Origin of the sequence: Verrucosispora sp. WMMC514, assembly GCF_027497295.1 — a bacterium.
In the GTDB taxonomy this organism is placed as follows: Bacteria; Actinomycetota; Actinomycetes; order Mycobacteriales; family Micromonosporaceae; genus Micromonospora; species Micromonospora palythoicola.
On the sequence record NZ_CP114906.1, the window covers coordinates 6317703 to 6341927 of the forward strand.

Genomic DNA, 24225 nt, shown 5'->3' on the forward strand with positions numbered 1-24225 from the left:
CGGATGTTATCGGCCACCACCGACAGTTCCCTGCGCCAACGCCTCGCGCATCCGGTTGATCTCGACACCCTGCTCCACCACGACGGCGCCGGCCATCTCGTTGACGGTCACGTCGGAGCCGAGCGTCAACGCCTCCTTGCCCATGTCGATCGCGCCCTGGTGGTGATCGGACATCATGTCGACGAACAGCCGGTCGAACTCGGCCCCCCGAGCGGCGGTGAGGCGGTTCAGCGCCGCCGCCGACTGCATGCCGGACATCTCATGCCGATGGTCGCCCCCGGAGTCGCGGTCGAGGCCACGGTCGGCCAGCCACGCCTCCAACACCTTGATCTCCGGCCCCTGGGCGGCCAGGATCCGATCCGCGATCGTCTTGAGTTGCGGGTTCTCGCCGCGCTCCGGCGCCAACCGGGCCATCACGAGCGCCTGCTCGTGGTGCGGGATCATCATGGTCACGAAGCGGACGTCGGCGTTGTTGTACGGCGGGCGCGGCAGCGCCGACGTCTCGTTCGCCGGCCGCGACGTCGCCGGCTCGCCGGGGCGTCCGGGCATCAGCACCGGCGCGGTGGCGTCCGGGTTCGCCGGCAGCTCGATCGGCGCGGGCGTACGGGTCGTCGCCGCCGGCTCCGAATCGCCGTCCGGCCACCGCAGGACCAGCGTCGCCCCGACGACCAGCACCGCCAGCACCACCAGCTCGATCAGTACCCACCTGCGGGATCGCCTGACCAGTTCCCGGATCCGTGCACCCAGCACCACGTGACTCCCGCCGTCGTCGAGCTTGGCCGGATGTTAGCGCGGACTGACCTGCGGCGGGAGAGGCGGGACGTCGCGCGGCACACCCAGGGCTGGTCGGTCCGGTGCGTACACCCGCGCCGGCCCCTTGACCGGAAACCCTGATCGGCTTAGCTTCATCGATCAGGAAGGTCTCTTAACTGATTTCGCCCACCCCGCTGGGAGTGCCGATGCGATCGTTGCGTCCCCGCCACCTCACCGCCCTCGTCGTCCTGACCACCCTGCTCGTCGCCGCCGCGCCACCGGCCGCCGCCAAAGCGAGCCCGGGCCGCAGCGACGGGTACCACCGGGTCGGCTACTTCACCCAGTGGGGCATCTACGGCCGGGCGTTCCCGGTGCGCAAGCTCGACACCTCCGGCGCGGCGAGCCGGCTCACCCACGTCAACTACGCCTTCGGCAACATCAGTGAGGACGGCCGTTGCCATGTGGACGGCGGGCCGGGTGAGGGTGACGCCTGGGCCGACTACCAGCGACCCGTCCCGGCGGAGGAGAGCGTCGACGGCGTCGCCGACACCTGGGGCGAGCCGCTCAACGGCAACTTCGGCCAGTTGGCCAAACTGAAGGCCAAGCACCCCGACCTGAAAGTGATGATCTCGCTGGGTGGATGGAGCTGGTCGACGTACTTCTCCAACGCCGCCCGCACCGACGCCTCCCGCCGGGCTTTCGTCGCCTCCTGCATCGACCTCTACCTCAGGGGCAACCTGCCGATCCTGGACGGCGGCAGCGGCGGTCCCGGCGCCGCCGCGGGCGTGTTCGACGGCATCGACCTGGACTGGGAGTGGCCCAACTGGCCCGGCGAGCCGGGCAACGTCATCCGCCCCGAGGACCGGGAGAACTTCACCAAGCTGCTCGCCGAGTTCCGCCGGCAGCTCGACGCGTACGGCCGGCAGACCCGTCGCCATCATCCGCTGACCGCCTTCCTCCCGGCCAACCCGGCCACCATGGACGCCGGCTACGAGGGACGCAAGATCTTCAAGTACCTCGACTTCGCCACCGTGCAGGGCTACGACTTCCACGGCACCTGGGAGGCGGTGACCAACCAGCAGTCCGCGCTGCGTGTACCGAAGGGCGCACCGGACGACCCGGACTTCTCCGTCGAGGTGGCGGTCGACGGCTGGATCGCCCGTGGGGCGCCCAGGCACAAGCTGGTGCTGGGGATCCCCTACTACGGCCAGGGCTGGACCGGCGTCACCGGCGGCGGCGACGGGCTGTTCCAGCCGGCCACCGGGCCCGCTCCGGCCACCCACGCGGCCGGGTTCGAGGACTACAAGCAGCTCAAGAACCTGGCCCGGGACGGCTTCACCGTCCACCGTGACCTGCGCGCCGGGCACGCCTGGCTGTTCGACGGCACGACCTTCTGGACGTACGACGATCCGGTGGTCGTGCTCCAGAAGACGCTCTACATCCGCCGGGCCGGCCTGGGCGGGGCGATGATCTGGTCACTCGACGGTGACGACGACCGCGCCACCCTGACCAGGACGATCAGCCTGGGACTGACCACCCGGTAGCGGCACCGCTGCCCGGCCGCCCGTTTCGCACCGGCGGCGGCCGGGCAGCGCTCACCCGAGAATGCCTTCGTGCAACGCGCGGAGCACCGCGTTCGTGCGGTCCCGGGCGCCGAGCTTGGTCAGGATCGTGGAGACGTGGTTCTTGACGGTGCCCTCAGCGAGGAACAGCACCTCGGCGATCTCCCGGTTGCTGTAGCCGTGCGCCACCAGCCGCAGCACCTCCTGCTCGCGTCCGGTCAGGCCCTGCACCGGTGGCGCCTGCGGCCCGGCCGGGGACGGCCCGGAGCGGATCGCCCGCAGCATCCGGTCGGTGATCGACGGGGCGATCAGCGTGCCACCGTCGGCGAGCGTACGGATGGCCCGGGTGAGCTGTTCCAGCGTGACGTCCTTGAGCAGATAACCCCGGGCACCCGCGCGTAGCGCGGCGAGCACGAGTTCGTCGTCGTCGAACGTGGTGAGCACCAACACCGGGACGTCGATGCCCTCCGCGCGTAGCTGTTCCAGCGTCCAGATGCCATCGAACCGGGGCATCCGCAGGTCGAGCAGGATCACGTCGGGGGCGGTACGCGCGACGACCGGCAGCGCGGCGCGACCGTCGTCGGCCTCGCCGACCACGTCGATGCCGGCGACCTCCAGCAGCCCACGGATGCCCTGCCGGATGAGGGTCTGGTCGTCGACCACCACCACCCTGGTCATCGCGCCGGCACCCGCGCGATCACCCGGAACCCGTCACATCCGTCCACGGACAGCTCACCGCCGAGGGCGGCGAACCGTTCGCCCAGGCCACGCAGCCCGTTGCCGAGCGACGGTTCCGGTGCCCCCCGACCGTCGTCGCGGGCGTCGAGCACGGTCTCCCGATCGTCGCCGGTCACCGAGATCCGCAGGGTACGCGCGTCGGCGTGCCGGATGGTGTTGGTGACGATCTCCTGGGTGGCGCGGACGAACGCCGCACTGTCGTCCTCGTCGATCCGCACCTCCGGCGACACCTCGATCGTCACGTCGAGACCGGGCAGATCCCGCGTCACCCGGCGCAACGCCTGCTCCAGGTCGGGGCTCTCGGTCCGCAGCCGCCCGACCGTGGCCCGCACATCGCCGAGCAGGTCCCGGGCGACCCGGTCGGCCCGTTCGAGGTGGGTACGCACGGCCGGACCCTCCAGGTGACGAGCGGTCTCCAGTTCCAGGGTCAGCACGGTCAGCTGGTGGCCGATCAGGTCGTGCAGTTCGCGGGAGATGCGCAGCCGTTCCGCCGTGGCGGCAGATTCCGAGAGCAGCACAGTGGCGGCCTGCAACTCGACGTGCGCCTCGGCCAGCTCGCGGCGCATGCGCTGTTCCCGCAGCAGCGTGACCGAGCTGAGCAGCGTCGCCACCTGGATCAGCAGGTAGAAGATCAGAATCATGACGCCGTCGGCCCGGGCCCGGGTCAGCGATGCCGCGCCGAACGTGATGACCAGCGTGTTGGCGACCACCACCGCCAGACCCACCGGCACCGGCACCACGTACACGCTCACCGCGGCGGTGAGGACCAGCAGCACCGGCAGGAGTCCCAGGTTCGATGCGGTAAGCAGTAGGGCCCAGGCGGCGGCGACGGTCACGGCGAACGCCATGTACCGCACCACCCGGGACACGCGGGTGGAGACCGAGACGAGCAGGGCAGCCAGGTACGCGGCGAACAGCGCGATCCACCAGCCGCGCGGGATTGTGGTACCGAGGGCTCCGAAGATCCCCGGGCCGGCGACGGCGAACGCGACCACGAGCATCGCGAGGCCGGACCATTCGTCTGTCCCGACGCGCCGCATGGACCCACTCTAGGTCGGGCCGTGGCCAGCCCACCTGTGCCGGAAGTCATGCCCGCAGGTGATGACTTCCGGGACCCGACACCGGCCGGAAGCGTTCGTAGCCTCACAGCATGACCAGCACCGAACCGGCGATCCTCGCCGAGCATCTCGCCAAGAGTTACCGCGGTACGCGGGCGGTCGTCGACGTGAGCCTGCGGGTCGAGCTCGGCGAGGTGGTCGGTGTGGTCGGTGCCAACGGCGCGGGCAAGACGACGACCGTCGAGATGATCGCCGGGCTACGCGTACCCGAACGGGGGCGGGTACGCGTGCTCGGCCTGGATCCGCGCCGCGACCGGGCGCGGCTGCGACAGGTCCTCGGCGTGCAGTTGCAGCAGGCCCACCTGCATCACGCGCTCCGGGTCGCCGAGCTGGTCGACCTCTACCGGAGCTTCTATCCCGATCCCCGGCCCACCGGCGAGCTGCTCGACCTGGTCGAGCTGACCGAACAGCGCCGGACCAGCTTCGACAAACTCTCCGGCGGCCAGCAGCAGCGGCTGTCCATCGCCCTCGCCATCGCCGGCCGACCCCGGGTGGTGATCCTCGACGAACTGACCACCGGCCTCGACCCGAAGGCCCGCCGCCGGATGTGGCACACGGTCGAGCAACTCAGATCCGAAGGGGTGAGCGTGCTGCTCGTCAGCCACACGATGGAGGAGGTCGAGCGGCTTTGCGACCGCGTCGTCGTGCTCGACGCCGGACGGGTCATCGCGCTCGACACCCCGGCGGGCCTGATCGCCCGCGCCGGCACCGCCACCCTCGACGACGCGTTCGTCGCGCTCACCGGCCGGCAACTGGAGGAAGAACCCGCATGAACACCCTCGTCGAGGCCCGCCGCCCGGGGCTGCGTTCCCTGATCACCCTTATCGGGTGCGAGGCCAAAATGGTCATGCGGGACACCGCCGGGCTGGTGGTCCCGCTCTGCCTGCCGCTGCTGATCATGTTGACGAGCGCCTCCTCCGCGAGCCGCACGCCAGTCGACAACGGGCGTACCGCGCTGGACGTCTACGTCCTGCCGCTCGTGTTCACCATGGTCATCGCGATCATCGGCATCATCAACATGCCGAGTTTCCTCGCCTACTACCGACGCTCCGGAATCCTCCGCCGGCTCGGGGTCACCCCCGCATCGCCGGCCATGGTCCTCGCCGCCCAGGCCGTCGTCAGCGTCCTCCAGGCGCTCGTCGGCACTACGGCTGCCCTGGTCGTGGCGTTCCTGGCCTTCGGCGCCAACCCGCCCGCCAACCGCGGCACGGCGCTCGGAGTGGTCGCACTGGCGATGGCGGCGATGTACAGCGCCGGCATGATCGTCGCGGCGGTCGCACCCACTCCCAACTCCGCGGTCGCCATCGGCCTGGTCGCCTTCTTCATCCTCGGCGCCCTCGGCGGCATGTTCGGCGGCCGGGACTCCCTGCCCGAGCCGCTCGCCGAGGTCGGCGGCTGGCTGCCGTTCGGCGCGGCCGTCGAGGCCCTGTCGTCCGCCTGGGCCGGCGCCGCGGTGCCGGCGGCGAACCTGATCGGCCTCGGCGCGACGATCGTCGTCGCAGCCGTGGTCGCGGGCCTGCTGTTCCGCTGGGAATGACCCGCGGTCCGGCCGGCCGGTCGCATCTCGTCAGCTGAATGGCGGCCGGAAGGCGGGAGCCGGGAGCCGGGACCGGCCGGTCAGCACCCTTGGGCGGTGAGCAGGTAGTCGTCCGCCTCGGCGCTCCACCGCAGACCCACCGCCCCTTCCGTGGCGGCGGCCTTGCAGAACTGCAGAAAGCCGCGGTAGCCCAGCTTCTTCTCGCTGAAGTCCGGCCGCACCCGCCGGAGTTGGTTCTTCAGCCCGGACAGGGCCACCTCGCCGGTCTCGCCGCCGAGATCCCGAACCACGGAACAGAGCAGCGCGAATGCCGTTTCCCGGTCGCCATGTTCCGGCAGGGAGACCTCCGGGTCGCCCTTGGCCGGGCCTTCCGCCAGCTCGATCACCCGGAGTTCGGCGAGATGGCGCAGCAACTCACCGAAGGTGCGGAACCCGTAGTCGGACTCGCTGAACGTGGGATCCTTACGCAGCAGGGTGCGCTTCAACCGTGAGGCGGTCACCTCCCCGCCGGAGCTGCGCTGCAGACCCGCCACGGTCTGGGCGACGAGGACGGCGAGCGCGTCGGCGTCCCGGGCCGGCTCCTCGGTCGGCGGCGCCTCGGGTTCGGCCTGCTCGACGGGCTCCGGCTCGGGCAGCCGGGCCGGACGGCTCCGTCGTCCCCGCGTCGGCAGGATGTCGACGCCCTCCAACCGGTCGTAGTAGAGGAACTCGTCGCACGCCGGTGGCAGCAGGGCCGAGGTGGACTTCTCCACCCCCACCCCGATCACCTGCTTGTTGAGTTCGCGGAGCTTGTGCACCAGCGGGGTGAAGTCGCTGTCGCCGGTGCAGAGGACGAAGGTCGAGATGTACCCGCGTTCGAAGGCCAACTCGATCGCGTCCACGGCCATCTTGATGTCGGCGGCGTTCTTGCGGGTGGCACCCATCCGCTGCGGAATCTCGATCAGCTCGACGTGCGAGCGGGTCAACATCCGCCGATCCTCGTCGAAGTACGACCAGTCGGCGTACGCCCGGCGCACCACCACCCGGCCGCGCTCGGCCAGCGCGTCGGCGATCGGTCGGAAGTCGAACATCGCCCCGCCGTGGTGGTCACGCACCCCCAGCGCCAGGTTCTCGTAGTCCAGAAACAGGGCGATCCGGTCCTCATGCTCCACCAGGGCAGCGTACGTCGAGGTGGCCGGGTACCCACCGGTGGCACCGCGCCGACGCGGGACCGTCACGGACGGCGGCTACCATCGCCCGATGGATCTTCGCGGCACGATCAGCCCGGACCGTCCGCTGCTCGTCCTGGCCATCGCCGAGGAGGCCGCGTACCTCGACGCGGGGTTCCCGGTGCTGCTGACCGGAATGGGAAAGATCAACGCGGCGGCCGCGGTGGCGGCGACGCTGGCCCGCTCACCGTTGCCGTCGGTGCTTGTCAACCTCGGCACCGCCGGCGCGCTGCACCCCGGTTGGACCGGCACCCACGAGGTCGGCAGCGTCCTCCAGCACGACCTGGACACCGAGTTCATCCGCCGGCTCACCGGGCAGACCGTCGGCGCGCCCCTGGACCTGGGTGACGGGCCGACGCTGGCCACCGGCGACCGGTTCATCGCCGACGACGAGGCCCGCGCGGCCCTGAGCCGCCGCGCCCACCTGGTCGACATGGAGGGGTACGCGGTGGCGTCGACGGCGCACGCCCTCGGGGTACCGGTCCGGGTGGTGAAGCAGGTGAGCGACGAGGCCGGCGACGGGGCGGAGCGCAGCTGGCAGGAGTCGGTGGACGGCTGCGCCCGTGCCCTCGCCGGCTGGGTGCGGGACAACCTCTGACCGTGGTCGCCCGGGCGGGTGCTCGGTGCACGGCACGTTTGGCGCCGCGAGCCCCGGGTAGCCGCGCTGCTGCGGCTACGGATTGGAAAACGGGTCATGGAGCTGTCGGCACGTACGACGATCATCCTGCGCAGTGGCGTCCGAGGGGTCATCGCCGCGATGGCGATGTCCGGGTTACGCCAGGCCACCACCTCCCTGAATCTGGTGCAGAGTTCGCCGCCGAAGTCGGTGCTGGAGAAGCTGGCGCCCGGACTGCTCGACCGGTTGCCCGGCGACCAGCACCCGGCGGCCCTGGCGGCGGCGCACTGGGGCTACGGGCTCAGCGCCGGGCTGGCCTTCGGCGCGCTGCCGAAACGCCTCCGTCATCGGATCTGGGTCGGCCCGCTCTACGGCATGGTGCTGCTGCTCGGCTTCCACGCCACCATCGCGCCGGCCCTCGGCATCGACCGCCGGCTGTCGGACTGGCACGAACAGGCGGCCCTGGTCGCCGACCATCTCCTGTACGGCATCGTGGTGGCGGGCTTCCCGATGCCGCACCGGGACTGACCGCCACCGGGCGGCATGGCCCACCCGCCTGCCGAGCCTGCCGACGCGCCACGCGTCGACAGGCTCCACGCCAGGTCAGGCGCCGCCGGCCAGGTCGCGCCGGCGGAAGGCGGACACGGCCGCCCGGGCGAGAGCACCGGCGAGGACGGTCAGCACCACCACCGCGACCACGCTGACGTCCTCCAGCGGGTACTCCCCCACGTGCTCGAAGGGCGACAGCCGCAGCACATTCTCGGGTAGCTCCAGGATCGGGGCGAAGTAGCCGGCGATCAGCCCGTAGCCGAGCACCACCCAGATCACCGGCAGCATCCTCGGTGCCGCCGCGTAGAGCAGGGCGACGGCCCCGAGGACCAGCCAGACCGCCGGGGTGTGCGCGAGGTGGCCGAGCAGCAGGTCACCGAAGAGACCCGGGTCGCCGGTGCTCACCGCCGCGCCGACGCCCATGCCCGCACCGGCCACCAGCAGCAGCCAGGGCACGCCGAGCGCCACGACGGCGAGGTGACCGCCGATCCAGGCGGCCCGACTGACCGATGTCGCCAGCACCGGCTCAGCCCGGCCCTCGGTCTCCTCGGCGCGCAACGACTGCACCGCGAGCACCGCGAAGACCCCGACGACGAGCGCCATGGTCAGGCCCATCATGCCGAGGTACCCGGCGAGCAGGTCACCCGAACCACCACCCATGACCTCCACCAGGTCCGCGGGTGCGTTCTCGAAGCCGTCGAGCAGGGGCTGGGTGAACGATCCGTAGGCCACGCCGGCCACCAGCAGCGCCGCGCTCCAGCCGATCAGGCTCGCCCGGTGCAGCCGGAAGGCGAACGCGAGCGGGCCGGCCAGCCAGCGCCCCGCCCGGGGCGGACCCGGGCGGGGCGGCACCAGGCCGGCACCGAAGTCGCGCCGCGCCGACAGGACGTAGCCGGTGGCGGCGGTCGCCGCCGCGAAGGCCAGCGCGATGGCCAACGGCCACCAGCGGTCGTGGACGTACGCGGCGGTCTGCTGCGACCAGCCGATCGGCGACAGCCAGGACAGCCAGGACGGCCCGCTGCCCTGTACCGCCGCCATGTCGCCGAGGCCGCGCAGCACGAACGCGGCACCGAGCGCCGTCCCGGCCATGCCGGAGGCGGCCCGTGGGTACTCCGACAGCTGAACGGTGACCGCGGCGATGCCGGCGAAGGCGAGGGCGACCGCACCGACGGAGGCGCCGAACAGCATGGATCCGCCCGGATCGAAGCCACTGCTGGTCATCATCGCGCCGATCAGCAGGGCGACCAGCGCCGCCATCACGGTGGTGAGGGTGAGCGCGGCGGTCAGCTGGGCGTGCCGACCGACCACGTTGGCGCGGACCAGTTCGGCCCGGCCGGTCCGCTCCTCGGTCCGGGTGTGCCGGACCACGGTGAGCAGGCCCATCAGCCCGGCGCCGAGCAGCACGTAGAGGCCGTACTGGCCGGCCAGGAAACGTTCGATGGTCAGGTCGTCGAAGCCGAAGCCGGGCCCACCGAACAGGGCTCCGGCGGGGCTGCTGGTGAAGGCGGTCAGCCCCGCCAGGTCCTCGGGAGTCTGCGCGATGGTGCCCAGCGCGGCGGCGAAGTACGTCATCAGCAGGGGCAGACCGAGCGTCCAGGCGGGCAGCCGGATCCGGTCGCGGCGCAGCATGAACCGCAGCAGGTTGCCGGTCCCGGTGACGGCGGTGCCGGTGTCCACCGATGCAGCGCGGTGCAGCGTCGTCGCGGTCATCACGCCCCCTCCCCGGCACCGTTGCCGACGAGCCGGTCACCGTAGTGCCGCAGCAGGAGTTGCTCGAGCGTCGGCGGCCGGACGGTCAGTCCCTGCACACCGAGGTCACCGAGTTCGCGTACCACGACGGCGAGCTGGTCGCCGTCGACCTCGAAGCGGACCTGGCCGTCGGCGGTGCGCAGGCCGTGCACGCCGGCCAGGTCGGCCAGGCCGTCGGCCGGCCGGTCGGTGACGGCCTCGACCGAGGTACGGGTGAGGTGGCGCAGTTCGGTGAGCGAACCGGTCTCGACGCTCCTCCCCTGTCGGATGATCGAGATCTGGTCGGCGAGCACCTCGACCTGGGCGAGGATGTGGCTGGACAGCAGCACGGTGCGCCCGGCGTCCTTGACCTCACGGATGCACTCCTGGAACACCGCCTCCATCAACGGGTCCAGCCCGGCGGTCGGCTCGTCGAGCAGCAGCAGCTCGACGTCGCTGGCCAGCGCCGCGATGAGCGCCACCTTCTGCCGGTTGCCCTTGGAGTAGGTGCGGCCCTTCTTGCTCGGGTCCAGGTCGAAGCGCTGGCACAGCTCGTCCCGGCGCACCGGGTCGGTGCCGCCGCGCAGTCGGGCGAACAGGTCGATCGCCTCGCCGCCGGTCAGGTTGGGCCACAGCTCCACGTCGCCGGGCACGTAGGCGAGGCGCCGGTGCAGGGAGACCGCGTCGGCCCAGGGGTCACCGCCGAGCAGCCGGACCCGGCCGCCGTCGGCGCGCAGCAGCCCGAGCAGGATGCGGATGGTGGTGGACTTGCCGGCGCCGTTGGGGCCGAGGAAGCCGTGCACGGTGCCGGCGTCGACCCGCAGGTCGAGTCCGTCGAGTGCCTTGACCCGGCCGAAGGACTTGTCGAGGTGGTGGATGTCGATGGCAGCAGTCATGGTCGTTGACCTCGTTCGAGGTAGCCCGGGCGTACCGGGGTGCGATGTGGTCGATCAGCGGATCCGGGGCAGCGCCACGCGGAGTCCGGTGTGTGTCGCGGTGGTGCGCGGATGAGTGGGCCACGCGGCGGCGTGGTGGCGGTTCAGCTCGCCGTACCGTCGGGGTCGGCGGCGTTCGGTGCGGCCGACGGCGGATCCGGCACGTACATCAGGTATTCGTCGAGCATCGACCGGTCGACGAGCAGCCCCTCGGTGAACAGTTCCAGCGCCGGCAGCGCCAGTTCGCCCATGTACTGACGGAACAGGGCGGGGAACTTCTCGGGCTCCGCGTCGGCACCGTGCAGGGTGAACCAGAGCAGCATGCTGCCGGTCGCCTGGTAGGCCAGGTAGCGGGTGCGGGCGGCCCGGTCCCGGCTGGGCCGCACCACCCCGGCCGCCTCCCCGGCGGACAGGTACGCCTCGGCGTCGCTGATCATGTGCTCGATCAGCTGGGCGGCCAGTTCCCCGCCGGCCTGCATGCTGCGCAGCAGGTACTGCACCATCGGCGCGAACTGCTCGACCTGGGCCATCTGCGCCAGCAGCATCGTCCCGGTGCCGTCGGTGAGCGCCTTCTCCTTCTCCCGGCGCATGATCTCCAGCACCCGCTCGTCGCAGGCGCGACGGAGCCCGTCCTTCGAGCCGAAGTGGTGCACGATCAGACCGGCGGTCACCCCGGCGTCCGCGGCGATGGTGCGGAGCCCGACCCGGAAGCCGTCGCGGGCGAACCGGGCGATGGCGGCGTCACGGATGCGGCTCGCGGTGGCGAACTCGCCGCCGCGCTCCTCCGAAGCTCCGCCCAGGAACGTCACGACACCAGATTAAACACTTGTTCAATCGCCCGGCAAGGCCCTGCGGCCGCGTTCCTGCGAGGCGCCTGGGAATGGCCTGATGACCTCGGTCACCGTCCGCGAACGACCTCCGGCCCTCAGTCGGGCTCGGGGGCGGGGATCTCGCGGAGACCGGCCTCGTCGAGGCGCAGCCACCGCTCGACGCCGATGTCGGCCAGAAACCGCTCGTCGTGGCTGACCACCACGAAGGCGCCCCGGTACGCGTGCAACGCGTTCTCCAACTGGCCCACGCTGACCAGGTCGAGGTTGTTCGTGGGCTCGTCGAGCAGCAGCAGGTGCGGCGCCGGCTGGGCGTAGAGGACACAGGCCAGGGTGGCCCGCAGTCGCTCACCGCCGGAGAGGACGCCGACCGGCAGTTGGGCGCGGTCGCCCCGGAACAGGAACCGGGCCAGCAGGTTCATCCGTTCCGACTGCTGGCGGTCCGGGGCGTACGCGGTGAGGTTCTCCAGCACGGTGCGCTCCGGGTCGAGCAGGTCCAGCCGCTGCGACAGGTACGCCACCCGGCCGTCCGCCCGACGCACCTGCCCGCCCTGCGGATCCAGCTCGCCGAGCAGCAGGCGCAGCAGGCTGGACTTGCCGACACCGTTGGGGCCGGTCAGCGCGATCCGTTCCGGACCACGGATGGTCAGGTCGAGTCCGTCCCCGGAGAACAGCGCCCGGCCGCCGTACCGGACCTGCATCCGCTGACCCTCGACCAGGGTGCGGCCGGTCGGGACGTCGGTCTCCGGCAGTTCCACGGCCAGCGTCTGGTCGTCCCGCAACGCCCGACCGGCCTCGTCGAGCCGGGACTGCGCGGCGCTGACCCGGCTGGCGTGTGCCTGCTGGGCCCGGCCCGCCGACTCCTGGGCACTGCGCTTGAGCCCACCGGCGACGATCCGGGCCAGACCCGCGCTGCCGAGATTGCGGGCGGCGTTGCCGGCTCGCCGGTCGGCGCGCTCGCGGGCCTGCTGCATCTCCCGCTTCTCCCGCCTGACCTCCAACTCGGCGCTGCGCACCTGGCGCTCCGCCAGCTCCCGGGCAGCCCGTGCCGCCTCCTCGTAGGCGGTGAAGTTGCCGCCGAACATCCGCACCTGCCCGCCGTCGAGCTCGGCGATGCGGTCCATCCGGTCCAGCAGCATCCGGTCGTGGCTGACCAGCAGCAGGCAGCCGGACCAGTTCTCCAGCACCGCGTACAGCCGGTGCCGGGCGTCGATGTCGAGGTTGTTGGTGGGCTCGTCGAGCAGCAGCACGTCGGGACGCCGCAGCAGTTGCGCGGCCAGACCGAGGGAGACCGCCTGGCCGCCGCTGAGGGTGTCCAGGCGACGATCCAGCGCCACCTCGCCCAGACCCAGCCGGTCGAGTTCGGCGCGGCTACGCTCCTCGACGTCCCAGTCGTCACCGATCGCGGCGAAGTTGTCCTCGCTGGCGTCGCCGGCCTCGATGGCCCGCAACGCGGACAACGCCGGGGCGACGCCGAGCACCTCCGCCACGGTCAGGTCACCGGTGAGCGGCAGGTGCTGCGGCAGGTAGCCGAGCAGTCCCTCGACGGTGACGCCGCCGCCGGTGGGTACGAGGTCACCGGCGATCAGGCGCAGCAGCGTCGACTTGCCGGCGCCGTTCGGCGCGACCAGGCCGGTGCGACCCGGCGGCACGGTGAAGGACAGGTCCTGGAAGACCGGGGTGTCGTCCGGCCAGGAAAAGGACAGGTTGGTGCAGACGACGCAGGCGTCGGACATCGAGAAGTACCTCGGATGAGAAGCCGGGGCGACCACGCCCCGGGCAGGCAGACAGGGCCACGACACAACAGGCCGCCGTCACGGCGGCGGGGTGCTCACCCCGAGATGTCGTCGTCCCCCGAAAGCATGTCGCGCGCTCCTCGCTGCGTACCGGGCGGTTGAACCGCAGGGGCCAAGCCTAGCAAGTGCCGTTCCCGTCCGGGCCCGAGGCGGCGACCCACCCGCCGGGCCCCGAACCCCGGCGGGTGGGTCGCCGATCAGGACCGGACTCGGCCGCGCACCCGCAGGTAGAGCAGCGCCGCCGCGGTCACCGCCACCGGCCAGAGCAGGTAGACACCGGTCATGACCAGGAGGAACAGCACCACACCGATGGTCGCGGCGGCGGCGTACCAGGCGGCGCTGCGGCGGGGCAGCAGCCGCAGCGCCGACGCGACACCGATCACGTAGACGGTGATGAAGGAACCGGTCGTGACCAGCACCAGCGAGTGGGTGTCGAGACCGGTGCCGAGTGTCGCCGCGAGGGCGAGGAACGCCAGGGTGGCGGTGACCGCGAGGCTGCGGCGGGGCACCTCGCCCGCCACGCTGCCCCGGGCGAGCCAGTCGGGCAACGCCGCGTCCCGGCCGAGGGCCGCACCGAGCTTCGCCGCTCCGGCGTAGTAGGCGTTCATCGCGCCGAAGGTCAGCAGCAACGCCGCCCCGGCGACCAACCAGCGGACGTCGCCGCCGAGCGCCACGGCGAACAACTCACCGAGCGGTGCCGTGGAGTCCGCCGCCGCCGAGCCGAGTACGGCGACGGTCGCGAAGGCCACCGCGAGGTACAGCGCACCAACCACGACGACCGCCGCGGCGGTGGCCCGGGGCAGGTCCCGCCCCGGACGGCGGAACTCGCCCGTCAGGTGGGTGATCGCCTCCCAGCCGACGAAGCTCCACATCAGCAGCGCCGCCGCGGGGCCCACGGCGGCCAGGCCACGCGGGGCGAAGGGCGTGAGGTTCGCGGCGTCCACGTGCGGCAGCGACAACAGCACCGCCAGCAACAGGAGTGCGACAAGCGCCCCGGCGAGCGCGAGCTGCACCCGGCCGGCGAGCTGCACTCCGGCGTGGTTGGTGACGGTGACCGCGACCATCAGCAGCACCGCCGTGACCGCGACGGTGCGCGTACCGCCGCCGACCGCCGCCTCGACGTAGGCCGCGCCGAACAGCGCCGCGGCGGCGGCGCCCGGTGGCACCGCGAAGTAGAAACACCAGCCGACGACGGCCGCCGCCCGCGACCCGAAGGCCATCCGGGCGTACGTCGAGACGCCACCGGCGTCCGGGTGACGGGAACCGAGCGCGGCGAAGGTGGCCGCCAGTGGGGCGGAGACGATCACGAGCAGCAGCCAGGCGAGCAGCGAGGCGGGACCGGCGGCCTCGGCCGCCAACGCGGGCAGCGCGATCACCCCGGTACCCAGGACGGCACCGACGTAGAGGGCCGCGCCCTGGGCGGCGGTGAGCCGTCCGCCGGTCACCGGCGTGGCACGGGTCTGGGTCATGTGATCACCGTTGTCCGGGCCGGCCGGCCGGGACAGCCGGATTGACGCCGCACTGCGTTAGATTTCTGCCATGCGTCCGCACGTCGTCGCGATGGCGGTGACCGACAACCTGCCGATCTTCGAGCTGGCGGTCCCGCAGGAGGTGTTCGGCACCGACCGGCGGGACATCGTCGACCCGTGGTACGAGCTGCGGCTGTGCGCGGCCGAGCCGGGCCCGCTGCGGACCACCGGTGGTTCCTGGCTCGACCCCGGGTACGGCCTGGACGACCTGGTCGAGGCCGACACCGTGCTGGTGCCCGGATGCGCCCGACCGGCCCAGACCGACCCCCCGGCGGAGCTGGTCGAGGCGCTGCGCGTCGCGCACGCACGGGGGCGACGCATCGTCGGCATCTGCACCGGCGCGTACCCGATCGCCGCGGCCGGTCTGCTCGACGGTCGACGCGCCACCACGCACTGGATGAACGCGCAGGACTTCGCGGGCCGGTTCCCACTCGTCGACCTCGACCCCCGGGTGCTGTACGTGGCGGAGGGCACCGTCTTCACCTCGGCGGGTACCGCCGCCGCCATCGATCTCTGCCTGCACCTGGTGCGGCTGGACCACGGCGCCGCGGTGGCGAACGAGGTGGCACGGCGGATGGTGGTGGCACCGCAGCGAGGCGCCGACCACACCCAGTATCCGGCACCGCCGGTACGGGGAGTCTCACCGGCCGACCTGAGCCCGGTGCTGGAGTGGGCCCGGCAACGCCTGGACCGGCCGCTGTCGGTCAACGACCTGGCTCGCGCGGCCAACCTGAGTTCGCGCACCCTGGCCCGCCGGTTCCGCGACTCGCTCGGCACCACGCCGTTGCAGTGGCTGTTGGAGCAGCGGGTCCGATTGGCCCAGGAGCTGCTGGAGACCACCGAGGATCCGGTCGAGCGGATCGCGCACCGCACCGGTTTCGGCAGTGGCGCGAACCTGCGCCAGCACTTCGGCCGGATCAGCGGAATGTCCCCGCAGACCTACCGACACGTGTTCCGGTACCGGGCCGGCGCGTCGGCCCGCCCGACCGTGCCGCCACGGCCGGCCGGACAACCGCTCCGATAGGCAGCGACAGCACTGTCGCCCGGCACCGGTTCGGCGGCGCGGGGCGCTGCGTCGTTACCGGAAACTTCCGGAAGTTCTGGTCACCGCGATGGTCTCGACATAGCATGCACGCGCTTGAATCCGTCCGAAGGGCCACGTCAGACACACCCCACCAGCACCGATATTTAATAGAGGGATTTCGATGCGCCTTTGGAGCCTCTCCCACCGATCACGACGCCGATCCCGAACCATCGCCCTGCTCTGCTCGGCCGCGCTCGTCACCGCGTTCGCCGTGGCACCCGCACCAGCGGCCGCCGCCGAGGTCGTCCTCGCCAACGACTTCGAGTCCGGCTCGTACGCCCCGTGGGGACCGCGCGGCGACATCGCCCTCGCCATCGCCGACGAGGGCCACGAGAGCGACAGCAGCCTGTCGGTCACCGGCCGCACGGCGAACTGGCAGGGCCCGGCGACGAGCGCGACGGCACTGTTCCGTCCCGGTACGCAGTACTCGGTCACCGCCTGGGTGAAGCTTCCGGCCGGCACCGAAGGCACCGCCGGCGTGCACTTCACCGTCGAGGCGACCCCCGCCGACGGTGGCGACAACACCTACACCTGGATCGGCGGGGACGTCCCCACCACCGCCGACGGCTGGGCACAGATCGGCGGCACGTACACGCTGCCCGACGGGCTCAGCGCCGCCACCCTCTACGTGGAGGCGGCGGAGAGCACCCCGTTCCTCCTGGACGACGTGCTGATCACCGGGCCCGACGGCGAACCGGGCGGACCTGAGCCCGGCACGGTCGTCATCGACACCGACTTCGAGGACGGGCTGGACGGCTGGGGCCCCCGCGACAGCGGACCCGGCGCCCCGACCGTCGAGATCAGCGACGTCGCGCACGGCGGTACGGCCGCGGCGCTGGTCACCGACCGGGTCAACCAGGGTGCCGGGCTCGGACGTGACGTGGCCGGCCTGTTCGAGGCGGGCGTCACCTACGAGTTCAACGCCTGGCTGCGGTTCGCCGACGGCCAGCCGACCGACCAGATCTGGCTCAGCCTGGCCAGCACCGCCGGCGGCAGCCAGTCGTTCAGCACCCTCGCCCAGTTCGAGTCCATCACCAACACGGGCTGGACCGAGGTCAGCGCCCGGTTCACCATGCCCGCCTCGGACGAGGCGCTGCTCTACTTCGAGACCCGCTGGCAGGGCGCGGACGTGGCCGGCAACACCAGCGACTTCCTGGTCGACGACATCGTCGTCCGGGTGCCGGAGCCACCGGTCATCGAGGACCTCACCCCGATTCACGAGACCACCGACTTCCCGGTCGGTGTGGCCATCGACGCTCGGGAGACCGTCGGCGGCGCCGCCGAACTGCTGAACCGGCACTTCAACCAGGTCACGCACGAGAACCACATGAAGCCCGAGGCCTGGTACGACGACGAGCGCACCTTCCGACCGCACGAGCAGGCGCTCGCGGTGCTGGACTTCGCCCGCGACAACGACCTGCGCGTCTACGGTCACGTGCTGGTCTGGCACAGCCAGACCCCGGCCTGGTTCTTCCAGGACGCCGACGGCCAGCCGCTGACCACGTCCGCGGCAGACCAGCAGGTGCTGCGCGACCGGCTGCGGACCCACATCTTCGACGTCGCCGAGTCACTGTCCGAGCGCTACGGCCCGTTCGGCTCCCCCACCAACCCGCTGTACGCCTGGGACGTCGTCAACGAGGTCATCAGCGACAGCGGTGAGTACGCCGACGGCCTGCGCCGCAGCGAGTGGTACCGGATCCTCGGCGAGAGCTTCATCGACCTGTCGTTCGAGTACGCGCACGAGGCGTTCAACGACGTTCACGCCGTACCCGGCAGCGACCCGGTCACCCTGTTCATCAACGACTACAACACCGAGCAGAGCGGCAAGCAGGCCCGCTACCGGGCGCTGGTGCAGCGGCTGGTCGACCGGGACGTGCCGATCGACGGGGTGGGTCACCAGTTCCACGTGTCGCTGGCCACACCGGTCAGCAGCCTGGCGGCCACCCTGGACACCTTCGCCGACCTGCCGCTGACCCAGGCCGTCACCGAACTCGACGTCACCACCGGCACCCCGGTGACCCAGGCACGGCTGATCGAGCAGGGTTACTTCTACCGGGACGCCTTCCGGATCTTCCGGGAGCACACCGACGACCTGTTCGCCGTCACCGTGTGGGGGCTCACCGACGGCCGGTCGTGGCGGTCGGCCAACGCGCCGCTGCTGTTCGACGACAACCTGCGGGCCAAGCCGGCCTACTACGGGGCGGTGGACGGCGACCTGCCGGCACGTCTGCGCACGGCAAACGTCTTCGCCGGTGACGTGGCCCTCACGGCCGCCGCACCGAAGGACCTGACCTGGCGCAAGCTGCCCCTGCACCCGATCGAGGACACGGCCCGGTTCCAGCTGCGCTGGGCACCGGACCACCTGACCGCGTACGTCACGGTCGACGACGCCTCGGTCTCCGACGACGACCAGGTCACCTTCGCCCTGGGCGACGAGACGTACCGGGTCGCCCGCGACGGCGACGGCGACGTGCCGGCCGTGGCAACCGAGCGGGACGGTGGCTACCACCTGGTCGCCCACCTGCCGCTGGCCGACGCCGCCGAGGGGCAGACCCGCACCTTCGACGTACGGGTGACCGACGACGGCACCACCTCCGGCTGGAACACCCCGGGCGCCGTGGGCACCCTGAGCCTGGTGGAGGAGCTGTCGTACCTGGAGGTACGGGAGGCCGGCACCGCGCCGGTCATCGACGGCACCGTGGATGCCGGCTGGGCCCAGGCCACGTCGGTCACCACCGCCAAGCAGGTCTCCGGCACCGACGGCGCGACCGCGAACGTCCGCACCCTGTGGCGAGGCCAGACGCTGTACGTGCTGGCCGAGGTCACCGACCCGGTCGTGGACGTCTCCGGCTCCGACCCGTGGACCCAGGACTCGGTCGAAATCTACGTCGATGCCGGCAACGCCAAGAACGGTCCGTTCCGCTACGACGACACTCAGATCCGGATCAACGCCGACAACGTCGTGTCGTTCGGCACCGGTGACGAGGCGTTCCAGGCCGGGCGGCTGGAGAGCGCGGCCGTGCGTACCGAGACCGGCTACACCGTCGAGGCGGCGATCAGCCTGCTCGAATACGGTGGTCTCGGCACGTTCCACGGCCTGGACTTCCAGGTCAACGACGCCGCCGACGGCGCACGCACGTCGATCCGCAACTGGGCCGAGCAGAACGGCGAGGGCTACCAGACCACCGCCCGTTGGGGCGTGGGTCGGCTGGTCGCCGGCTCCAACGTGGAGATCGCGATGGAGCGGATCGCCCGCTGGAACTCCGACAGCGGCGGCGGCTACTGCGCCACCATCACCGCCACCAACAACGGCGACAAGCCCGTCGAGTGGACCGCGGTGGTCGATCTGGAGGGTGACATCTACACCGCCTGGAACTTCAAGCGGGAGCGGCTGACCGACGGCAGCTACCGGATCCGGGGAGTCGACTGGAACCGGACCCTGGCCGCCGGCGCCAGCACCTTCAGCATCGGATACTGCGCCAACCTGTGATGCCCGGCCGGGCCACGGCGGCGGACATGCCGCCGGGCCGGTGAGGTGGTTCCGGTGGCGGCCACTGCCCGCTGAGGGCGGTGGCCGCCACCGGCCTGTCCGCGATCCGGCCGGCCCGGAGGCGACCCGACTCGGCACGCCCTGCCGGGCACGAGCGTCGCCCGAATCGCGAAAAAGTGGGCGTGGTCGGGAACTTCGGACGACCCGCGACCGACCACTTGACCGTGACGTGCCGCGCAGGTCGCGGACCACCCTCCGGAAAGGTTGTTGCAATGATGGTTCTCAGACGTCGCAGGCTCGCGCAGGCCGGCGCCCTCGGAGTCTTCACCGCCACGGCGGTGGCGCTCACCGGAGCACCGGCCGCCGCGCACGTCACGGTCAGCCCGTCGGTCACCACCGCGGGTTCCTACACCGTCCTGACGTTCGGTGTGCCGCACGGCTGCGACACGTCGGCCACCACGAAGGTGTCCATCAAGATCCCGGAGCAGATCGTCTCGGTCACCCCGACGATCAACTCGAACTGGACCGTGCAGAAGGTGATGGCCGAGCTGAACCCGCCGGTCAAGGACAGCCACGGCAACGAGATCACGCAGCGGGTCACCGAGGTGGTCTACACCGCGAAGACGCCGCTGCCGGCCGACCTGCGGGACACCTTCGAGCTGTCGTTGAAACTGCCGGACGCTGCCGGCGAGACGCTGGCCTTCCCGGCCGTGCAGACCTGCGAGCAGGGCGAGACGCCGTGGGTGGAGATGCCCGCCGCCGGTCAGGACGCCGATGAGCTGGAGCACCCGGCACCGACGTTCGTGCTGACCGCGAAGGCCGACGCCGACGCCGAGGAGGCGGCCGTGCAGCCGGTGTCGCAGACCACCGAGGAGCCGGCTGGCGGCACCGGTGTCGTCGGTTGGATCGCCCTGGTGCTCGGTGCCCTGGGCCTGGTGGCCGGCGGGCTGGCGCTGCTGCGTACCCGCAAGGCCGGCTGACGGGCGGACGACCTTGCGGGTGAGATCGCGCGGCACCCGGGCGGCAGCGCGATCGGTGCCGGGTGGGTGGGCGCGGCGGGCGTGTGCCGCCGCGCTCGCCGCCCTGCTCGGCCTGCTGGCTGCCGTTGCCCCGGCAGCACCGGCGGCCGCTCATGCGGTGCTGGTGGGCACCGACCCGGCCGACGGAGCGGTGCTGACGACCGCCCCGGCCGAGGTCACGCTGACCTTCAACGAACCGGTGACGGTGCGTGCGGGTGGGGTCAGGCTGCTCGACGCGGCCGGCGAGGAACTGTCCACCGACACCCGGTCGGTGGACACCACGGTGGTCCTGACCGTCCCACCGGACCTCGCCGGTGGCACCTACATCGTCGCGTTCCGGGTGATCTCGGCGGACAGCCATCCCGTGTCCGGCGGGTTCAGTTTCGCCGTCGGAGCGCCGAGCAGTGCGGCGGTAGCGGTACCGGAGAGTCGTCCGACCCGCGCACTGGATCTGCTGCGCCAAGGGGCCGAGGCGGCGGCCTATCTGGGCCTGCTGGTCGGTGCGGGCCTGCTGGTCTTCCTCCTCGTCCTGCTCCGCGCGGAGGCACCGGTGCTGCGACGTCGGCTGCTGCGGCTCGCCGGCTGGTCGGCGGGCCTGACCGTGCTTGCCCGGCTGGTGCTGGTGCCGGCCGTCCCCGCCTGGCAGGACGGGCGCGGGCTGACCGGCATCGTCGACGCGGCCCAGTGGCTGACCGGTCTACGGTCGGAGGAGGCACTGAGTTCGGTGCTGGTCGTCCTCGGGCTGGGCGCCGCGCTGTGGGCCACGGCGACGGTTGGCGCACCGGCGATCCGGCAGTCCGCCGCCGCAGCCGCCGGGATAAGGGCGCGTCCCGAGCCCGCCGCCGCAGCCGCCGCGACGCCGACAGCCCAGGGGCGCACAACCGCCGCGACACCACTGCCGGAGTCCGGCGCGGTCGGGACACCCCCGCTGTCGGAGAGTGCGGCTACCGAGGCGAGGACGGACGTGGACGCCGCCATCGCTGTCGGCCAGCCGGCCCGCCGCGCCGCGCTGACCGCCCTGGCCTTCGCCGGTGTCGCCCTTGCCTGGGGGGCGGTCGTCCTGGTCGGGCACACCCGCACCTACGGCCCGGCCTGGCTCGTTGTTCCGGCCGACATCCTGCACGTCAGCACCGCCGGGGTGTGGCTCGCCGGGTTGGTGGCGCTGCCCTGGACGCTGAGCCGGTCGGCCGACCTGAGGGCGGGCGCGGCGGTTCGGACGGTGTCCGCGTTCTCCCGTACCGCCGCCGTCCTGGTCGGCCTGCTCGGTGCCGCCGGCCTGCTGCTCGCGTGGCGCATTCTGCAGTCCTGGGAGGCGCTGTGGGCCACCTCGTACGGTCTGGCCCTGCTCACAAAGGTCGCGCTCACCGTCGTGGTCCTCGTCGTCGCCGCCCACAACCGGTTTCGCCTGGTGCCCCGCGTCGTCGCCGCCGATTCTGACGACGGCCCCGCCGTGGCGTGGCGGCTGCTGCGTCGTACCGTCCGGTTGGAGGCGGCGCTGTTGGTCGGTGTCGTCATCGCCACCGGATTCCTGGTCACGCAGAGCCCGGTCACCGAGCCCACACCCCGGCCGGCGACGGACGCCGCTGCCGGTCCGATCGTGGTGGAGGCGCCACTCGGGTCCGGTCGCGCGGTCGCCCGGTTCACCCCCGGAGAGGTAGGAGCGAACGCGATGGAGCTGGAACTCGTCGACGCCGCCGGTCAGCCCGTGGTCCCGGTGGCGGACCCGAAGCTGACGGTGCTGCTGCCGGCGATGGACATCGGCCCGCTGGAACGGACGTTGGCGTCCACCGGCCCGGGCCGGTACGAGGCCGTCGTCGACCTGCCCCTCGCCGGCTCGTGGGTGGTGCAGGCCAGCGTGCGGACCTCGAAGTACGAGAATCCGATCGCCCGGTTCACGGTGGACGTGCGATGAGCCCACGGCGATGGATCGGGATGGCGGGCCTGGTGGTGGCCGGCTCCATCGGGTACCTGGTGCTCGGCGCCGTACCTGCCGCCGCCCATGTCGAGGTCGCGAGCGCGCAGCCGAACGGTGACGGTACGACAACGCTGACGTTCAGCTTCGACCACAGCTGCGACGACTCCCCAACCACCGAACTGGTCGTCGCCCTGCCGGACGGGGTGACCGCGTCCGGCACCGTGCCACCGGAGGGCTGGACCGCCACGGTCGCCGGTCAGCGAGTCACCTTCACCGGACCCGGCCGGGAGACCGCCGAGGTGGGCGTGACCACCCGGATCGTGGCCCGGGCCGGGGACACCCTCACCTTCCCGGTACTACAGCGGTGCGCCGACGGTGGTTCGTACGACTGGATCGACATCACCGCCGACAGTGAGCATCCGGCACCCCGGTTGATCGCGACCAACGCCGTGCTCGCCGAGCAGCCGCAGGTGCCTGCCGCGCCGCCGGACGCGGCGGCCGGCGGCACGGAGCCGACCCAGGGTGGTGGCGCCACCCTGGGTCAGGCGTCAGCCGTGGTCGTCACCTTCGTCGCCGCCGCGGCGCTCGCCGGTTTCGTCACCGTCCGGCGGTGGTGACCGTCCGGCAACGGGCCAGGACCACCGGTACGGGGCGACCTCCGCGCACCGCTCAGACGGCGCGGGCGATGCAGATGCGGGCGTCCAGCCGAGGGCCGGCCTCGTAGATCATGTACGAGACGCCACCGTCGGTGCCGAAGGCCGGCGCGGCGACCCGACCGTTGTCGGAGGCGATCGGGGCGTGGAAGACCCCGAGGTGCACCTCCCGGTCGAAGTTGTTGCCGACCTCGGTGAGCCGGATCCGTCCATCGTTGCCGTGGTAGGCGACGTAGCTGGTGCCGTTGCGTTTGAGCAGGTGCGGGCTGGAGATGTCGGTCAACCCGTCGCCGGCCGGCGAGATCAGCGGGTTCGGGGCGAACTGCCACTGGTCCCAGCCATTGGGTGACCATCCCCAGAAGATCTTGCGGGTGCCGGGGCCGACGGTGTGCGCGCCCATGAAGAGCATGACGTACTTGTTGTTCTTCCCGGCGACGGTGTGTTCGAAGACCCGGGCGTACGAGGTCTCGGTGGTGTTCGGCACCAGCCGGGTGCTCAGGATCGGCGTCTCGTCGGTGAAGGTGATGCCGTCGCGGGAGCGGGCCACCCGGGTGGTGAAGTTCTCCCCGTGGAAGTAGAGAAAGAACTCCCTGGTGGAGGCGTTCCACACCACGTGCGGTGAGGAGACGTGGCTGACCGTGGTGGTGGGCAGCACCCGGTCGACGATCGGGTTGGCGGGGTGCTCGGTGTAGGGGCCTTCGAGCCGGTCGGCGTAGGCCAGGCAGATGCCGCCGGGCGCGTCGTGCGGGGCGTAGTAGAGGTAGTACCGCCCCCGAGCGCCGGAGATCTTGTCGTAGACCCCGCGTACGCAGGGAAAGATCGTCTCACCGGTGGGGTTGTAGCGCAGCGGCCCGGCGAACGCGTCGCGGACGTACCGGTAGCTGGGGAAACCGGCCGGGCCGGCGAGGGCGGGAGCGGCGGCGAGGGTGCCGCCGAGCGCGGTACCGGCGGCCGTGGCGGTGCCGATGAGGGCGGCTCCGCGCAGCAGGCCACGGCGGGTCACCGGGGCGGGTCGGGGTACGGACCGCTCGTGCATGCGGGTCTCCGATCGTGAGTAGGACGCTCGTCGATGGCGGAGCTGGGATGGTGCGGGACCGTCGCTGCCGGCTGGAACGCGGCGGAACGGGTGGGGTGGCAGGCGTGGACTCCGGTCGCCGCAACGACTGCC

General features: G+C 71.9%; 20 protein-coding genes and 1 pseudogene. 10 read left to right on the forward strand and 11 right to left on the reverse strand.

All coding sequences use genetic code 11. The annotated features are described in order from the left end of the window. Positions 1–6: 6 nt before the first annotated feature. Positions 7–750, reverse strand: coding sequence for a DUF305 domain-containing protein (locus O7597_RS29315; RefSeq protein WP_269741926.1), 744 nt, complete (start codon positions 748–750; stop codon positions 7–9). 209 nt (positions 751–959) lie between these two features. Between O7597_RS29315 and O7597_RS29320 the strand changes: the two genes are divergently transcribed. Continuing rightward, on the forward strand, positions 960–2297 hold the full coding sequence (locus tag O7597_RS29320; protein WP_281581366.1) for a glycoside hydrolase family 18 protein: 1338 nt from the start codon (positions 960–962) through the stop codon (positions 2295–2297). A 51-nt stretch (positions 2298–2348) separates the two neighbouring features. Here the strand turns inward: O7597_RS29320 and O7597_RS29325 are convergent, their stop codons facing one another. Next, positions 2349–2993, reverse strand: a complete 645-nt coding sequence (locus tag O7597_RS29325; RefSeq protein WP_269741928.1) for a response regulator transcription factor — start codon at positions 2991–2993, stop codon at positions 2349–2351. After that, complete coding sequence (locus tag O7597_RS29330) at positions 2990–4093, reverse strand: histidine kinase (RefSeq protein ID WP_281581367.1); 1104 nt, start codon at positions 4091–4093, stop codon at positions 2990–2992. Before O7597_RS29330 ends, O7597_RS29325 begins: the two co-directional genes overlap by 4 nt. 110 nt (positions 4094–4203) lie before the next feature. Here O7597_RS29330 and O7597_RS29335 point away from each other — a divergent pair, with 110 nt between their 5' ends. Together O7597_RS29335 and O7597_RS29340 are read left to right on the forward strand one after the other, a co-directional pair. Continuing rightward, the gene (locus O7597_RS29335) at positions 4204–4944 is read left to right on the forward strand and encodes an ABC transporter ATP-binding protein (protein WP_281581368.1); all 741 of its coding nucleotides are present in this window, start codon (positions 4204–4206) and stop codon (positions 4942–4944) included. Then, positions 4941–5708 carry an ABC transporter permease gene (locus tag O7597_RS29340; protein WP_281581369.1) on the forward strand — a complete coding sequence of 256 codons (768 nt, stop codon included), beginning with the start codon at positions 4941–4943 and terminating at the stop codon, positions 5706–5708. Before O7597_RS29335 ends, O7597_RS29340 begins: the two co-directional genes overlap by 4 nt. Before the next feature lie 80 nt (positions 5709–5788). On the opposite strand, the gene O7597_RS29345 is transcribed toward O7597_RS29340, so the two are convergent. After that, the gene (locus O7597_RS29345; RefSeq protein ID WP_269741932.1) at positions 5789–6859 is read right to left on the reverse strand and encodes an NYN domain-containing protein; all 1071 of its coding nucleotides are present in this window, start codon (positions 6857–6859) and stop codon (positions 5789–5791) included. Between the two features lie 88 nt (positions 6860–6947). Here O7597_RS29345 and O7597_RS29350 point away from each other — a divergent pair, with 88 nt between their 5' ends. Together O7597_RS29350 and O7597_RS29355 are read left to right on the forward strand one after the other, a co-directional pair. Then, a complete protein-coding gene (locus tag O7597_RS29350; protein ID WP_269741933.1) occupies positions 6948–7514 on the forward strand; it encodes a nucleosidase in 567 nt (188 codons plus the stop codon). 96 nt (positions 7515–7610) lie between these two features. After that, complete coding sequence (locus tag O7597_RS29355; protein ID WP_269741934.1) at positions 7611–8060, forward strand: hypothetical protein; 450 nt, start codon at positions 7611–7613, stop codon at positions 8058–8060. Positions 8061–8135: 75 nt separating this feature from the next. Here O7597_RS29355 and O7597_RS29360 read toward each other — a convergent pair whose 3' ends face one another. The 6 genes and pseudogenes from O7597_RS29360 to O7597_RS29380 all read right to left on the reverse strand — a co-directional run bounded on the left by O7597_RS29360 (position 8136) and on the right by O7597_RS29380 (position 14836). Then, complete coding sequence (locus tag O7597_RS29360) at positions 8136–9791, reverse strand: ABC transporter permease (protein WP_281581370.1); 1656 nt, start codon at positions 9789–9791, stop codon at positions 8136–8138. Then, complete coding sequence (locus tag O7597_RS29365) at positions 9791–10705, reverse strand: ABC transporter ATP-binding protein (RefSeq protein WP_281581371.1); 915 nt, start codon at positions 10703–10705, stop codon at positions 9791–9793. The genes O7597_RS29360 and O7597_RS29365 overlap by 1 nt, the downstream gene beginning before the upstream one ends. Positions 10706–10848: 143 nt before the next feature. After that, positions 10849–11334 carry a hypothetical protein gene (locus O7597_RS29370; RefSeq protein WP_332317191.1) on the reverse strand — a complete coding sequence of 162 codons (486 nt, stop codon included), beginning with the start codon at positions 11332–11334 and terminating at the stop codon, positions 10849–10851. A 33-nt stretch (positions 11335–11367) separates the two neighbouring features. Continuing rightward, positions 11368–11553 (reverse strand): annotated as a pseudogene (locus tag O7597_RS31855) (helix-turn-helix domain-containing protein); the annotation flags it as partial. 116 nt (positions 11554–11669) lie between these two features. Beyond that, positions 11670–13307: a ribosomal protection-like ABC-F family protein gene (abc-f, locus tag O7597_RS29375; protein WP_269741938.1), complete on the reverse strand. Its 1638-nt coding sequence runs from the start codon at positions 13305–13307 to the stop codon at positions 11670–11672. A gap of 257 nt (positions 13308–13564) precedes the next feature. Further along, positions 13565–14836, reverse strand: a complete 1272-nt coding sequence (locus tag O7597_RS29380) for an amino acid permease (protein WP_348650777.1) — start codon at positions 14834–14836, stop codon at positions 13565–13567. Positions 14837–14906: 70 nt separating this feature from the next. On the opposite strand from O7597_RS29380, the gene O7597_RS29385 reads away from it, so the two are divergent. The 5 genes from O7597_RS29385 (at position 14907) to O7597_RS29405 (ending at position 23021) form a co-directional block, all read left to right on the forward strand. Beyond that, entirely contained in the window at positions 14907–15920 is a 1014-nt protein-coding gene (locus tag O7597_RS29385) for a helix-turn-helix domain-containing protein (protein WP_332317156.1), read from the forward strand. Positions 15921–16101: 181 nt separating this feature from the next. Next, positions 16102–19470, forward strand: a complete 3369-nt coding sequence (locus O7597_RS29390) for an endo-1,4-beta-xylanase (RefSeq protein WP_281581372.1) — start codon at positions 16102–16104, stop codon at positions 19468–19470. Between the two features lie 272 nt (positions 19471–19742). After that, complete coding sequence (locus O7597_RS29395) at positions 19743–20450, forward strand: YcnI family protein (protein WP_269741940.1); 708 nt, start codon at positions 19743–19745, stop codon at positions 20448–20450. Between the two features lie 19 nt (positions 20451–20469). Next, positions 20470–22401 carry a copper resistance protein CopC gene (locus O7597_RS29400; protein WP_281581373.1) on the forward strand — a complete coding sequence of 644 codons (1932 nt, stop codon included), beginning with the start codon at positions 20470–20472 and terminating at the stop codon, positions 22399–22401. Then, positions 22398–23021 carry a DUF1775 domain-containing protein gene (locus tag O7597_RS29405; RefSeq protein WP_164449125.1) on the forward strand — a complete coding sequence of 208 codons (624 nt, stop codon included), beginning with the start codon at positions 22398–22400 and terminating at the stop codon, positions 23019–23021. Before O7597_RS29400 ends, O7597_RS29405 begins: the two co-directional genes overlap by 4 nt. 52 nt (positions 23022–23073) lie before the next feature. Here the strand turns inward: O7597_RS29405 and O7597_RS29410 are convergent, their stop codons facing one another. Next, the gene (locus tag O7597_RS29410) at positions 23074–24093 is read right to left on the reverse strand and encodes a hypothetical protein (protein WP_269741942.1); all 1020 of its coding nucleotides are present in this window, start codon (positions 24091–24093) and stop codon (positions 23074–23076) included. Positions 24094–24225: the final 132 nt, after the last annotated feature.